A 14870-nucleotide genomic window follows, 5' to 3' on the forward strand; every position below is an offset into this window, starting at 1 on the left:
CGCAGGCAGCAACATTCGCTGACACACGGCGGCTTAACCATGCCGCGGGCAAGAACGCCCTGGGATCCGCTTCCGCGCCGGTCTCGCGAAGGGGGACCCCGATGGGCTTGTTCGACGCGCTCTCGAATTCGGTGTCCGGCGCCTCGGCGCAATCCCTGGCGCTCAACAACATCTCCGGGAACATCGCCAACACCCAGACCGCGGGATACAAGACCACTGAGACGAGTTTCGCCGACATGCTGGCCCAGACCACCGCCAAGGCGCAGTCGAGCGGCGGCGTCGCGACCAGTACGCGCGACACCCTGGGGCTCCAGGGCACGATCCAGTCCACCGGGGTCACGACCAACCTCGCCATCTCGGGCAACGGCTATTTCGTGGTCCGGTCGAACACCGGCACGCCGCAGAGTCCGAGCTTCACCGGCGAGACCGGCTATACCCGCCGCGGCGATTTCGATCCGGATGCGAACGGCTACCTCGTCAACGGCGCGGGCTATTACCTGTTCGCCGGCCCGTCCGCGACCGCGCCCGTGCAGGTTCCGACCGGGACCGACACCCTGGCGAGCCTGACGGTCTCGCCCGCGGGCACCCTCACCGGTACGGGCGCGGACGGCGGCACGGTGCCGCTCGGGTCGCTGACGCTGGCGCAGTTCGGGGGCCAGGACACTCTGACCTCGCTCGACGGCGGCACCTACGTGGCCAGCGGCCAGTCCGGCGCGCCGAGCTTCGGGTTCGCGGGCGCGACCATCGCGGCCGGGTCGGTGGAGCAGTCGAATGCCGGCATCTCGGACCAGTTCTCGAAGATGATCGAGACCCAGCAGGCCTACACGGCCAACACGAAGGTCATGAGCGCCGCCGACCAGATGCTGCAGGACGCCATCGCGATGGATGTGTGAGGCTCGAGGGCGCGCCTTACAGGAACTTCAGCGGGTCGGTCTCGGGCGGGGGCGGGGCCACGTCGTTGCGGTTCCACCAGCCGCCGCCGAGCGCCACGAACAACGCCGCGCTGTCGCCGTACTGGGTGGCGCGGGCGGCCGCCGAGGTGACCAGCGCCGAGAGGTAGCCCTGCTGGGCGATCAGCACCTGGGTCGAGGTGACGGCGCCGGCCGTGTATTGCTTGCGGATCAGCCCGAGGCTCTGGTTGGTCGCGCTGACCGCGGCATCGGCGGCGGCCACCGCCTTGGCGTCGGCCTGGAGCGCCCGCAGGGCGTCGGCGACGTTCTGGAACGCGGTGATCACCGTCGCCTTGTACTGCGCCTGGGCTTGGGTCAGCGTCTCCTCGGCTGCCCTCTGGCGGCGGAACAGGGTGCCGGCGTCGAAGATCGGCGCCGTCGCCTGGCCGATGATCGTGAAGAACGCCGCCCCGGGATTGGCGACCTGCGCCAGCCGCACCGCGCTGGACCCGCCGGTGGCGGTCAGAGTGAATTGCGGCAGGCGGTTGGCCACGGCGACGCCGACGCTCGCGCTCGCCTGCTGCACCAAGGCCTCGGCCGCCTTCACGTCGGGGCGCTGCTGCACGAGGCGTGAGGGCAGGCTGACCGGGAGCCTTGTCGGGAGCCGCAGGGCCGAGAGCTGGAAGGTCTCCGCGATCTCGTTGGAGGGCAGGCGCCCGGCCAGCGCCGTGAGGAGGTTGCGCTGCTGCGCCAGCTGCTTCTCCAGCGGCGGCAGCAATTGCTGCGACAGGGCCAGGGCGGCCTGCTGCTGGACCACGTCGGCTCCGGCGATCTGGCCCAGCGAGAGCTGCTTGTTGAACAGCTGCAGCACCTCGGTCTGTGCCTGGATAACCTTGCGGGTGGCGTCGATCTGCGCCCGCAGCGCCGCCTCCTGGATGGCGGCGGCGACGACGTTGCCGGTGAGGCTGAGATAGGCCGCCTCCAGCTGGAAGCGCTGGTTCTCGGTGGTCGCCTCAAGCGATTCGATCTGCCGGCGGTTCCCGCCGAACACGTCGGGATTGTACGAGACCACGGCCTGCGGCGTGTACAGGCTGTAGAGGTACCGAGACTCGTTGTTGAGCGGCGATTGCAGGTCGAGGCCCGGTGCCAGGACGCCTTGGGCCTGCGGGGTCGCGGACAGGCTTGGATAGAGCGTGCCCTTCTGGGCCAGCACGTTCTGCTGCGCGATCCGCAGCGACGCCTGCGCGGCCTCTAGATTCGGGTTGTTCGCCAGCGCCTGCTCGACCAGCTGGTTCAGCGCCTTGGAGTGGAACAGCGTCCACCACTGCCCGGGGATGTCGGCGCCGGAGACGAAGCTCTGGTCCGCCGATCCGCCCTGTCGGGTGCGGATGTTGTCGGCGGCCGAGGGATTCTGGAGCGGCTCCTTGGTGTAGCGGCCCACCGGGGGCGCCTCGGGCGGCACGAAGTTCGGGCCGACCGCACAAGCCGACAGGGACAAAGCCGATAGGGACACGGCCGCCGCCAGCATGATGGCCGCACGACCGCACCGATTCGGCGCCAACGCCACCATCATGCCCCCGAAACCCCTCCCTCGGTAGAGCGTCCCGGCGGACGACCAAGTCAATCCGACGGTGCCGCGATCCTGTGCGCCGGAGCCGCGCTGTGGCGCCCGGGCCACGTGACGATGCCCGGCACGCGTCGCTCTCGCCCGGCTCATGCCGCCACCCGGTGCCCGGTCACGGCCCGCCCGTTCGGATTCGGGTGCCGCCGCGAGAACAGCGAGATCAGCACCGGCACCACCACCAGGATCAGGTTGGGCGCCAGGATGATGCCGCCGACCACCACCAGGGCCAGGGGCTTCTGCACCTGCGAGCCGATGCCCGTGGAGATCGCCGCCGGCAGAAGGCCGACGCAGGCGGCCACGCAGGTCATCATCACCGGGCGCATCCGCACGATCGCGGCGTTCCACACCGCGTCCTTGCGCTGCCAGCCCTCGTCGAGCAGCTGGTTGTAGTAGGCCAAGAGGATCACGCCCTCCATGGTCGAGATGCCGAACAGCGCGATGAAGCCGATCGCCGCCGAGATCGAGAACGGCGTGCCGGTCAGTGCCAGCGCAAAGATGCCGCCGATCATCGCCATCGGGATCACCGACAGGGTCAGCAGCATGTCCGCCACGGACGAGAAGTTGATGAACAGCAGCAGCGCGATCAGCACCAGGGTGACCGGCACGACCAGGCTGAGGCGGGTCGCGGCGTCCTTCAGGTTGGTGAACTGCCCGACCCACTCCATCCGGTAGCCCGGCGGCAGGTCCACCGCCTCGGCGACCTTGCGCTGCGCCTCGATCACCGCGCTGCCGAGGTCGCGCCCGCGCACCGAGAACTTCACCGGGATGTAGCGCTCCTGGTCCTCGCGGTAGATGAACGAGGCGCCCGAGACGAGGTCGACATCGGCGATCTCGGAGAGCGGCACCTGGATCACGCCGCCGTTGGGATTCTGGGCGCCCACCGCGATGTTGCGGATCCCGGCCAGCGACGAGCGGTATTCCTTGGCCAGCCGCACCCGCATGGAGAAGTGCCGGTCGGAGCCGTACTCGTAGAGGTCGCCCGCGGTCTGGCCGCCGATCGCCGCCTGGATCGTGGTGTTCACGTCGCCGATCGAGAGGCCGTAGCGGGCCGCCTTGTGGCGGTCGACGTCGATCCGCACGGTCGGCTGGCCGAGCGATTCGAACACCGCCAGGTCGGTGATGCCGGGCACGGTGGCCAGTGCCGCCTTGACCGCGTTGGCGGTCTTGGTGAGCTGGGCGAGGTCGCTGCCGTAGATCTTGACCGAGTTCTCGCCCTTCACGCCCGAGGCCGCCTCTTGGACGTTGTCCTCGATATATTGCGAGAAGTTGAACTCGATCCCCGGAAACTCGGCTTCGAGCTTCTTGCTCAGGTCGTGGATCAGGCTGTCCTTGTCGAGGCCCTTGCGCCATTGGTCGATCGGCTTGAGCGGCGCCAGGATCTCGACGTTGAAGAACCCGGTGGCGTCGGTGCCGTCGTTGGGCCGGCCCTGGTGCGAGATCACCGTGACGACCTCCGGGACGTCCTGGAAGATCTTGCGCAGGCTCTGGACGTAGTCGTTGCCGGCCTCCAGCGAGATCGAGGACGGCATGGTGCCGCGCACGTAGAGGTTGCCCTCTTCGAGGCGGGGCAGGAATTCCAGGCCGAGGTTCCGGGCCGCCAGCCCCGAGGCCAGCAGCACCACCAGCATCACCGAGAGCGCCAGCACCCGGTTCTTGAGGCCGAAGGCCAGGATGCGCTCGTGCCCGGCCCGCAGGACCCGCACGATCAGGGTGTCGCGCTCCTCGAGCTTCTTCGGCAGGATGAGCGCCGAGAGGGCCGGCGAGACCGTGAACGTCGCCAGCAGGCCGCCGACCAGCGCGTAGGCGTAGGTCTTGGCCATCGGCCCGAAGATGTGGCCCTCGACCCCGCTCATCGTGAACAGCGGCAGGAAGCCGACGATGATGATGATCGCCGAGAAGAAGATCGCCCGGTTCACCTCGACACCGGCGATCGCGATGATGCCGAGCCGGCCTTCGAGCTCCCCGGGCGCCTTCTGACCCTCGGAATGCTCGGGCTCGGCGAGGTGCCGGAACACGTTCTCGACCATGATCACCGTCGCGTCGACGATCAGGCCGAAATCGATCGCGCCGAGCGACAGGAGGTTGGCCGAATCGCCCCGCACCACCAGGATCAGGATCGCGAAGCCCAGGGCGAACGGGATCGTGGCCGCCACGATGATCGCGCTGGTGAGCGACCCGAGGAACAACCACTGCACGATGAACACCAGCACGACCCCGAAGACGAGGTTGTGCATCACCGTATGGGTCGTGGTGTGGATCAGGCCCGACCGGTCGTAGATCCGCTCGATCTTCACGTCGGGCGGCAGGATCGTCGAGGTGTTGATCTTGTCGATCTCGGCCTCGACCCGCTGCAGCGTCGGCAGGCTCTGGCCGCCGCGGCTCATCAGCACGATGCCCTCGACCACGTCGGACTGGTCGTCGTGGCCGACGATGCCGAGCCGCGGCGCGTTCGACACGCGCACCTCCGCCACGTCCCGCACCAGCACCGGCGTGCCGTTGACGAGGCTAATCATCGTGTCCCGGATGTCGTCCATGTCGCGGATCAGGCCGATGCCGCGCACCACCGCGGATTGCTGGCCGACATTCAGCGTCTGGCCGCCGACGTTGATCGAGGCGTTGTTCAGCGCCGTGGTCAGCTGGACCAGGGTCAGGCCCTGGGCCTGGAGGCGGTTCAGGTCGACCGCGACCTCGTATTCCTTGGCCTTGCCGCCGAACGCGGTCACGTCGGTGACGCCCGGGATCGCCTTGAACCGCCGCTGCAGCACCCAGTCCTGCAGGGTCTTCATGTCCATGGGCGAGTAGCCCGCCGGGCCGACCAGCTTGTAGCGCATGATCTCGCCCACCGGGCTCGTCGGCGAGATCTGCGGCGTGGCGCCGTTGGGCAGGGGCGGGGCCTGCGACAGGCGATTGAGCACCCGCTGCAGCGCCTGTTCGTACGTGTACTCGTAGTTGAACTGGACCTTCACGTCGGACAGGCCGAACAGCGAGATCGTCCGCACCACCTGGGCGTTGGGGATGCCGGCGAGCGCCACCTCCAGGGGAATGGTGATGTAGCGCTCGATCTCGTCGGCGGATTGGCCCGGGTTCTGGGTGATCACGTCGACCAGCGGCGGCACCGGGTCGGGATAGGCCTCGATGTTGAGCTGCGTATAGGCGCCGTAGCCGATGCCGAGCATCACCACGAACAGCAGCACGACCAGCACGCGCTGGCGCAGCGAGAAGACGATCAGGCTGTTCATCGCCCGGGTTCCCGCTCAGGACGCCTTGTCGCCGGAGGCCGCCCGGTCGATGAACAGGGCCCCCCGGGTCACGATCTGATCGCCCGCATGCAGGCCGTCGACGACCTGCGCGTTGTCGCCGTTGATCACGCCGAGCTTGATGTCGCGCGCCTCCACGGCGCCGTCCTGGCGGGCCACCCACACATGGGTACGGTCGCCCTCGTACACGATCGCGGCGACCGGCACGCTCGGGCTCGGCTCGCCCTTGCCGGTGATGATCGTGTAGGTGGCGAACATTTCCGGGCGCAGCACCCGGTCGGGATTGTCGACCTCGCTGCGGACCGCGAGCCGCCGCGTGGCCGGGTCCAGGCTCGCGGCCATGTAGTTGACCCGCGCCTTGAACACCCGCGCCCCGAAGCCCGCCACCTTCGCCTCGACCTCCTGGCCGATGCGGATCTTCGGGATCTCGCTCTCGCGCACGTTGGCGACGAGCCACACCGTGGACAGGTCGCCGATCACGAAGACCGGGTCGCTGGAGGCGGAGAGGAACTGCCCGGTGCCGACCTTGCGCTGGACGATCGTGCCGGCGATCGGCGCCCGGATCTGGGTCTCGGGGCTGAGCCGGCCGTTCTTCTCGTAGGCGACGATCTCGGCGTCGGACTTGCCCAAAAGCCGCAGCCGGTTCCGCACGGCGTCGAGGGACGCCTCCGCGGTCTTCAGGTCGCTCTGCGCGGCGATGACGTCGTTCTGCGCCGACTGGTAGTCCTTCAGCGCCACCGCGTGGGCCTGGAACAGTTCCTGCTGGCGCGCCGCGATGGTCTGGTCGAGCTTCAGCAGGGCCTGCTGCTTCTGGAGATTGTTCAGGGCGGCCTGATAGTCGTTCTGCGCTTGGACCATGTCGGTGGCCTCCAGCGTCAGCAACACGTCGCCGGCCTTCACGTCGTCGCCCGCCCGGGCCAGCACCTTGGTCACCCGACCCGCGTAGGGCGAGACCACCGGCACGTTGTCATCGTCGTTGAGCGCGATGCGCCCCTCCGCGGAGCCCTCCGGGCGGAACATCTGAGTCGCCACAGGCAGGATCTCGAACGCGGCGCGCTGTTCCTTGCTCGGCCGGAACACCCGCTCCACCGTCCCGGCCTTCTCGGCCTCGATCCCCGCATCCGGGTTGCCCGATCCGAACAGCCCGGCGACGACGCCCGAGACGGCCTCGCGGGCGCGGTCCGAGACGGCCAGCGCCAGGCCGCCCGCGACCGCGATCAGCACGAGGACGATCAGGGGCCAGGGCGTGCGGCGCCGGCGCGCGGATGCGGCGCGGGCCTCATCCTGGTCCAGAGGATTGCGGGCGTCCATAAGGTTGGTCTTCTGGGTCCGGGCGAGGGACCGGGATGGCAGATGAGGACAGGCTTCAGCCCAGACCCCGGCCGTTTCATGGTGATCGGAGTCGCTTTTCGAGGCGTGCCATCCGGGCTGAGGTCCCGGACGGCACCACGTGCCTAGAGCAAAGCTTGGCTGATCCGCAATCGATCGGGGGGCCAGGTCGCGAAACCGTGTGGCTCCGTCTTCCTTCGCTGGGATTTGTTACAATATGACAACGCTCCCGGGCCAGAAACCCGATCCGTCCCGCAGATCCGATCGAAGAATCCGCCATGACCGACATGAGTTCTGCTTCCGCCCCATCCGGTTCGACCGCCGGCAAGATCCCGGTCACCGTGCTCACCGGCTATCTCGGCGCCGGCAAGACCACGCTGCTCAACCGGATCCTTACGGAAAACCATGGCAAGCGTTACGCCGTGATCGTCAATGAGTTCGGCGAGATCGGTATCGACAACGACCTCGTCGTCGGCGCGGACGAGGAAGTGTTCGAGATGAACAACGGATGCGTCTGCTGCACCGTGCGCGGCGACCTGATCCGGATCATGGACGGCCTGGTCAAGCGGCGGGGCAAGTTCGACGCAATCATCGTCGAGACCACCGGGCTGGCCGACCCGGCCCCGGTCGCCCAGACCTTCTTCGTCGACCAGGATGTCGGCGACGCCGCCCGCCTCGACGCCGTGGTGACGGTGGCGGACGCCAAGTGGCTGTCCGACCGCCTCAAGGACGCCCCGGAGGCGAAGAACCAGATCGCTTTCGCGGACGTGATCCTGCTCAACAAGAGCGACCTCGTCTCGCCGGAAGATCTGGACCGGGTCGAGGCCGAGATCCGCGGCATCAACCCGCTGGCCAAGCTCCACCGCACGCAGAACTGCGCCGTGCCCCTTGAAGCCGTGCTGGAGCGCAACGCGTTCGACCTCGACCGAATCCTCGAGGTGGAGCCGGATTTCCTGGAGTCGGGCCACCATCACCATCACGATTCCGAGATCCAGTCGGTCTCGGCCAAGATCGACGGCGAGGTCGATCCGGAGAAGTTCATGCCCTGGATCTCGAACCTGACCCAGGTTCAGGGACCGGACATCCTGCGCTGCAAGGGCATCGTGGCCTTCCCCAACGAGCCGAAGCGCTTCGTCTTCCAGGGCGTGCACATGATCCTCGACGGCGACGTCCAGGGGGATTGGCGCCCGGACGAGAAGCGGGTCTCCCGGGTGGTGTTCATCGGCCGCAACCTCGATCCGGTGGCGATCCGCCAGGAATTCGAAGCCTGCCGGGCCTGATCGAATGCCGCCCGGCTGGACCCGGGCGGCATTCGCCGGCGTGTCGCGGTTCCGCGCCGTCGGCGGCCGCGGGGTGACGGCGCAGCGCTCACAAGCACTTGTATAGCGATCGATTGTCGGAGCGAATGTCCTCGATATAGCGTATCGATACGGATCGATATCGACGCGGGGGATTTCGCCATGGTACGTCTACTTCTGACCGCCGCCATACTTGCTGGCAGCACCGGATTGCTCGTCACGCCGGCGGCGGCCCTGTCCGCCAAGGATTGCTCGACCAAGTATCAGGCCGCCAAGCAGGCCGGGACGCTCAACGGCCAGAAGTGGAACGACTTCCGCAAGGCGGAATGCGGGGCCGAGGCGTCGAACACGACGGCCAACACGGTGCCGAATCCCGTGGCACCCGGTGCGACGAAGTCCGCGGCCCCGGCCCCCACGCCGCAAGCCCCGGCCGCGAGATCGACGGCGGCCCCGGCCGGGACGGCCGCCTATCCGTCCGCCGTCGATCCGAAATATGCGAGCGAATCCGCCGGGAAGGCGCGGATGCATACCTGCCTCGACAGCTACAACGCGGCCAAGGCCGCCGGGACGCTGGGCGACGCGAAATGGATCCAGAAGGGCGGCGGCTTCTACTCGGTCTGCAACAAGCGGCTGAAGGGCTGACGCCACCCGCCGAGAGGAACGGGTCCGCCCGTAGGCGCAGCCGATTCTCAACCATTGGATGTCATGGCTACCGGATGTGCGGGCCCGAGTAACCGGCCCGCGGAGTCCGCGTATCCATGGCTCAGACCGCAGCGCCCGCAATCCCGGTCCCGTCGGGATTGCCCGCCGGGATCCCGCTCCTCGGGGTCATCCGGGGGCTGGCCATGGCGCTGTTTGCCGCCTTCATCTTCTTCGCCTGCTTCGCGTTCTCGGAAACCTCGCCCTACGACGCGGTGGCGATCCCCACGATCCTGCTGTGGCTCTGCCTCGGCGTGCGCCTGCACCGTGGGGCGGTACCGCTGCTCGCGCTGCTGCTGCTCTACCTGGTGGCGATCGTCACGGCGCTGTTCCCGTACCTGAACGAGGAGTTCCCGGTCACCTGGACGATCCAGCTGATCTACCTCGTGATCACCTGCGTGTTCTTCGCGATGTTCTTCTCGGAGGACACGCACGCCCGCATGGAGCTGGCGCTGAAGGCCTACACGGTGAGCTGCGTGTTCTCCGCGGCGCTCGGCATCGTCGGCTACCTGCAATGGCTCGGCATCGAGGACCTGTTCTACAAGTACGACCGGGCCTCCGGCACCTTCCAGGACCCGAACGTGTTCGGCTCGTTCCTGACGCTCGGCGCCCTGTACCTGATGCACAGCCTGCTCACCGGCAGCGCCCGGCGCCCGCTGGTAGCGCTGGCCGGGCTGCTGATCATTTTGGCCGGCATCTTCCTGTCGTTCTCGCGCGGCTCCTGGGGCGGCAGCGTCGTCGCCGTGCTGCTGATGGTCGGCTCGGTCTACGCCGGCAGCGGCTCCGTCCGGCTGCGCCGCCGCATCGTGCTCCTGACGCTCGCTACATTGGTGCTCGCCACGATCGCCGTGATCGGCCTCCTGTCGGTCGAGCACGTGCACAAGATGTTCGAGACCCGGGCGGCCCTGACCCAGGATTACGACCAGGGCGAGACCGGCCGTTTCGGCAACCAGGTCCGTGGGTTGGCGATGCTGCTGGAGCGCCCGTTCGGGATGGGGCCGATGCACTGGCGGTTGGTCTTCGGTCTCGAGCCCCACAACTCCTATATCGGCTCGTTCGCCAACGGCGGCTGGCTCGGCGGGGTGGTGTTCATCGGCCTAGTCCTGGCAACCAGCTTCGTGGGCTTCCGCCTGCTGGTGCGGCCATCGCCCGTCCGGGCGCATGCCCAGATCGTCTGGCCGGCCCTGCTGATGTTCTTTCTCCAGGCGTTCCAGATCGACATCGAGAAGTGGCGCCACGTCTACATGATGCTCGGGATGGTCTGGGCGCTGGAGGCGGCCCGGCTGCGCGCCCCCTGGATCGGCGGAACCGGCCGCCCGTGAGGGCGACGTGATCGTGCGCGACCCCAGACCAGCTTGAAACGCGTCCGCAGTCGCGGCAACGCTCCCGCTCGGCCCGAACAGGCGCTGAGGAATGCCCGACGGCGATTTGGCCCCGGAGACGGTCGGTGAGAGTACATCCGGATGATGAGGCGGCGCGGCTCGCGGCCCTGGACGCCCTCGGCATCGTCGGCACCCCGCCCGAGCCGCATTTCGACGCCGTCTGCCGGATCGCCTGCCGCCTGTTCGGCGTGCGCAGCGCGTTCGTGGGATTCATCGATGACACGCAGCTCTGGCTGAAGACCCCCTGCATCGACGTGCCGGGATCGATGCCGCGGGAGCTGGGCCTGTGCGAGCACACGATTCGCAGCGACGCCATGCTGGTCGTGCCCGACACGCGGGCCGATCCCCGGTTTCGCGATCTGCCCGGGGTCGCCGCCCCGGGCGGCTTCCGGTTCTACGCGGGCATCCCCCTGAGCCTGTCGCCGGGCGTCAGGATCGGCACCTTCTGCCTGATCGACCCGGCGCCTCGGGACCGGCTCTCCGAGGCCGACGCAGAGGCGTTCCGCGACCTCGCCGAGATCGTGATCGCCCATCTGCGGCTCTCGGAGGCCGATGGCCGGCGCAGACAGGAGATGGCGCAGGCGGTGATCCGCGAGGCCCTGATCCGGGAGCAGCATCGCGAGATCAACGCCCGCTCCGAGGCGCAGGCGGCGGCGAACCACCAGCTGACCATGGCCGAGCAACTCGCCAGCGTGGGCAACTGGCGGGTGGACCTCGCCGACGGGCAGCCGGTCTGGTCGGAGAGCCTGTACGCCATCGCCGGCCGCGATCCGCGGAAGCCGGCGCCGCCGCTCTCCGCCTTCTCACAGATCTACCACCCCGACGACCGCGAGCGGCTGGAGGGCATCGTCGCGGATGCCATCGCCCGGGGCGCGAGCTTCGACTTCGAGGCGCGGCTGCTTCGGCCCAACGGCGATGTCCGCGACGTGGTCGTGCGCGGCGTCTGCCGGGGCGATCGGCCGGTGACCGGCCTGATCGGCGTGCTCATCGACGTGACCGAGCGGCGCCGCGCCGAGGACGATGTCCGCCGCAGCGAGCTGCGCTACCGCGGTCTCGCCGAGACCCTGCCGCTGCTGATCTGGACCATGCGGGTCGGCGACGGGCAGGCGACCTACGCCAACGCACAGTTCCACGCCTATTACGGGCCGATCGGGCTGGAGCGCGTGGATCGCCTCGCCCGCAACCACCCGGAGGACGCCGCCGGCATGGAGGCGGCCTGGCAGCAGGCGATCGAGACCGGGATCGGCTACGGCGGCCAATGGCGGATCCGGCGGCACGACGGCGCCTACCGGTGGCACAAGATCTCTCTGATCCCGATCTACCTCGATCCCGACGACGGCAAGGTCGTGGAGTGGCTCGGCACCGCGCTCGACGTCGACGACATCGTCACGGCGCGGCTTGCCGTCGAGGAGGCGCGCGGGCTCCTGGGGATCGCCCTCGACGCGGCCGATGCCGGTACCTGGGACTGGGACATGCGCACGGGGTTCGCCACCCTGAGCCCCGAGAGCGCGCGCATGCACGGCCTGCCCGATACCGGCCGGGCGCACACGATGGCCGCGGCCGACTGGACCGCCCTGGTCCACGCCGAGGACGTCGGCGACGTCTGGAACGAGATTCGCCGCGCCGTGGAATCGTCCTCCGCCTACGTCGCCGAGTTCCGGGCGGGCGAGCGCTGGATCTACGCGCGCGGGCGCACGCTCTTCGGTCCCGAGGGCCAGCCGCAGCGCATGGTCGGGCTCCACCTCGACATCTCCGAGCGCAAGGCCGCCGAGGCCGCCCTGCGGGAAGCCACGCGGGACGCGGAGGCCGCGCGGGCCGATGCCGAGCGGGCGAGCGCGGCCAAGAGTGAGTTTTTGGCCGCGATGAGCCACGAGATCCGCACGCCGCTCAACGGCATCCTGGGCTACGCCGACCTGCTCCTCGACGAGAGCGCGATCCGGGACGAGGACCGGCGGCGGCTGGAGCTGATCCACAGCTCCGGGGCGGCCCTCCTCACCGTGGTCAACGACATCCTCGACTTCTCGAAGATCGAGGCCGGCGAACTGACCCTCGACCCGGTCGGCTTCCCGCTGGCCGCGCTCGTGGACAGCACGGTCTCGATCGTGCGCGGCAGCGCGCTCCGGAGCGGGTTGCGGATCGAGGCCGAGATCGACCCGGCGCTTCCGAGCGTCGTGGTCGGCGATCCCGGCCGCCTGCGGCAGGTGCTGCTCAACCTGCTCAACAACGCCGTGAAATTCACCCCCGAGGGCTCGGTGATCGTGACCGTGCGCCGGGAGGGCGAGGGCATCGCGCCCGAGGGCGGCCCCGGCGACGTGGTCCGGTTCGCCGTCACCGATACCGGCATCGGCATCGCGCCATCGCAGCAGGAGCGCTTGTTCAAGCGGTTCAGCCAGGTCGACGGCTCGATCAGCCGCCGCTTCGGCGGCACCGGACTCGGTCTGGCGATCTCCCGGCATCTCGTCACCCTGATGGGCGGCGAGATCGGCATGGACAGCCGGGAGGGGGTGGGTTCGACCTTCTGGTTCCGCCTGGTCCTGCCGCGCAGCAGCGAGGCCGTGGACGCGCTTCGCCTTGGGACGGCGCCGTCGCCGCCGCGTCCGGCCGGCGGATCCCGGCCGCCGCCGGATGGGCCGTCGCTGCGCCTGCTCCTGGTCGAGGATGTACCGCTCAACCAGGAGCTCGCCTGCGCCGTCCTCGAATCGCAAGGCTACACCGTCGAGGTCGCCGGGGATGGCGGCGAGGCGATCACGGCCGTCGGCCTGTCGGTGGCCGAGGGGCGCCCGTACGACCTCGTCCTGATGGACGTGCAGATGCCTGGCGTCGACGGACTCACCGCCACGCGGCGGATCCGCGCCCTGGCGCCCCCGGCCTGCGACGTCCCGATCGTGGCGATGACAGCCAACGTCCTGCCGGAGCAGGTCGCGGAGCTGCGCGAGGCCGGGATGGACGACCATGTCGGCAAGCCGTTCCGCCGGGCGGACCTGTTCGCCACGATCAGCCGCTGGACCGCCCCCGGAGCCCGCCGCCGGGCCCGCCAGGAGACGCCGCGGCGCAAAGTTGCGGTCGATCCCGCGGTTCTCGACGCTGCGGTGCTCGCCGACATGGAGACGAGTTTCGGTACGGATCAGGTGGGCGGGCTGCTGGATCTGCTCTCCAACGAGCTGTCCGAGCGCTTCCGCCCGAGCGAGACCGACCGCCTCCAGATCGCCCACGACGCCCACGCCATGGTGGCGGCGGCCGGGCTCCTCGGTTTCGTCGGGCTCTCGAGCCTGTGCCGGGAGGTCGAGGCCGCCGCCCATGCGGGCGCCGACCTCGTGCCGCTGATCCGGCGCCTGGAGGTGCAACGGGCCACGACCCTCCGGGCGATCCGCCAGCTGCGGGCGGCGTGAACCGGTTCTAGGGCTCCTCAACCTCCGAAAGCGGATCGCCGGTCCAGGTGGTCGCGAAGGCGGCGAGCTGCCGGGCATCCGCGAAGGTGGCCACGCTCACGTCGCGCTCGGCCGGCACCGCCCCCGGATAGGGGGCGAGCAGGACCCGCACCCGGGCGAGGCGACCGCCCGGGGCGTTCGCGTCGATCCAGGCCTGCGCCTCGGGGGTGAGGCAATCCGGGCCATCGAGGGCGCGGGCGTCGGCGCGCAGCACGACCACGTAGGTGCCGAGGCTCGGATCGGCCTGCTGCACCGCCTTGACGATATCGATCACGGGCTCTCCGCAAAGTCGTTGATCTGCACCTGGGCCTGCGCCGCGGTGAAGTTCGGGATGTCGGCGAAGATCTCCTCGCCGTGGGCCGCCACGGCCTTCTTGAACGCGTCGGCCGATTCGAAGGTCAGCAGCGCCATCACCTGGAACGGGGCCGGGCCGCCGTCGGGGGTGCCGGCACCCTTGACCACCTTCGCTTCGTGGAGGCCCAGCGCCGACCAGCGCTCACGCACCAGCGGCATGTGGTGCCCGAGATAGTAGCTCATGTCGAAGTTCGGGCCGGTCGGATACATCACGCTCACGAGGATCATAGGGCGTCCTTCCTGTTGCGGCCCCCGTGTCGCCGGGGTGCCGGTGGATCCGGGCGCATCATTCCGAGCGGGCGATGCCGGCTGTCGGAAAACGATGATGCCGTGTTGACGGCTTAGAGCATGTTCCGACGACGTTGGCGCGGGTTCGGCTGAGAAAATGCGGTCCCCTCGAGCACCCGGGCGAAATTCATCTGCCCGTGAACGGCTTTTGCTCCGAGAGCGACCGGATCATAAGCACGGTGCTATGATGCCGGCGAGGGCTTCGTATAAAGCGGTTGTCCCAAACGTCACGCCCGCTGCTGCATGGCCCGCGGTAAGTCCGGTCGCGACAGGCGCCCCGGCGAACGCGTCGAGCGTGAGGACAGGCCGGATCGCTGGCCC

10 protein-coding genes are annotated in these 14870 nt (G+C 69.1%); 5 read left to right on the forward strand and 5 right to left on the reverse strand.

From position 1 onward, the window contains the following. Positions 1 to 101: 101 nt before the first annotated feature. Positions 102 to 893: a flagellar hook basal-body protein gene (locus FVA80_RS27365; RefSeq protein ID WP_147906329.1), complete on the forward strand. Its 792-nt coding sequence runs from the start codon at positions 102 to 104 to the stop codon at positions 891 to 893. A 16-nt stretch (positions 894 to 909) separates the two neighbouring features. Here the strand turns inward: FVA80_RS27365 and FVA80_RS27370 are convergent, their stop codons facing one another. The 3 genes from FVA80_RS27370 to FVA80_RS27380 form a co-directional block, all read right to left on the reverse strand. Next, the gene (locus tag FVA80_RS27370; protein ID WP_147906417.1) at positions 910 to 2460 is read right to left on the reverse strand and encodes an efflux transporter outer membrane subunit; all 1551 of its coding nucleotides are present in this window, start codon (positions 2458 to 2460) and stop codon (positions 910 to 912) included. A 143-nt stretch (positions 2461 to 2603) separates the two neighbouring features. After that, entirely contained in the window at positions 2604 to 5753 is a 3150-nt protein-coding gene (locus tag FVA80_RS27375; protein ID WP_147906330.1) for a CusA/CzcA family heavy metal efflux RND transporter, read from the reverse strand. Between the two features lie 15 nt (positions 5754 to 5768). Further along, positions 5769 to 7082, reverse strand: coding sequence for an efflux RND transporter periplasmic adaptor subunit (locus FVA80_RS27380; protein WP_147906331.1), 1314 nt, complete (start codon positions 7080 to 7082; stop codon positions 5769 to 5771). Positions 7083 to 7378: 296 nt separating this feature from the next. On the opposite strand from FVA80_RS27380, the gene FVA80_RS27385 reads away from it, so the two are divergent. The 4 genes from FVA80_RS27385 (at position 7379) to FVA80_RS27400 (ending at position 13868) form a co-directional block, all read left to right on the forward strand. Beyond that, positions 7379 to 8380: a GTP-binding protein gene (locus FVA80_RS27385; RefSeq protein WP_147906332.1), complete on the forward strand. Its 1002-nt coding sequence runs from the start codon at positions 7379 to 7381 to the stop codon at positions 8378 to 8380. Positions 8381 to 8560: 180 nt separating this feature from the next. Next, positions 8561 to 9040 carry a hypothetical protein gene (locus FVA80_RS27390; RefSeq protein WP_147906333.1) on the forward strand — a complete coding sequence of 160 codons (480 nt, stop codon included), beginning with the start codon at positions 8561 to 8563 and terminating at the stop codon, positions 9038 to 9040. A gap of 116 nt (positions 9041 to 9156) precedes the next feature. Continuing rightward, positions 9157 to 10419, forward strand: coding sequence for an O-antigen ligase family protein (locus FVA80_RS27395; protein WP_147906334.1), 1263 nt, complete (start codon positions 9157 to 9159; stop codon positions 10417 to 10419). A gap of 125 nt (positions 10420 to 10544) precedes the next feature. Next, positions 10545 to 13868: a GAF domain-containing hybrid sensor histidine kinase/response regulator gene (locus FVA80_RS27400; protein ID WP_147906335.1), complete on the forward strand. Its 3324-nt coding sequence runs from the start codon at positions 10545 to 10547 to the stop codon at positions 13866 to 13868. Positions 13869 to 13875: 7 nt separating this feature from the next. Here FVA80_RS27400 and FVA80_RS27405 read toward each other — a convergent pair whose 3' ends face one another. Together FVA80_RS27405 and FVA80_RS27410 are read right to left on the reverse strand one after the other, a co-directional pair. Next, positions 13876 to 14181, reverse strand: a complete 306-nt coding sequence (locus FVA80_RS27405) for a hypothetical protein (RefSeq protein WP_147906336.1) — start codon at positions 14179 to 14181, stop codon at positions 13876 to 13878. Further along, positions 14178 to 14489, reverse strand: coding sequence for an EthD family reductase (locus FVA80_RS27410; protein WP_147906337.1), 312 nt, complete (start codon positions 14487 to 14489; stop codon positions 14178 to 14180). The genes FVA80_RS27405 and FVA80_RS27410 overlap by 4 nt, the downstream gene beginning before the upstream one ends. Positions 14490 to 14870: the final 381 nt, after the last annotated feature.

The sequence above is a fragment of the Methylobacterium sp. WL1 genome (genome assembly GCF_008000895.1).
In the GTDB taxonomy this organism is placed as follows: Bacteria; Pseudomonadota; Alphaproteobacteria; order Rhizobiales; family Beijerinckiaceae; genus Methylobacterium.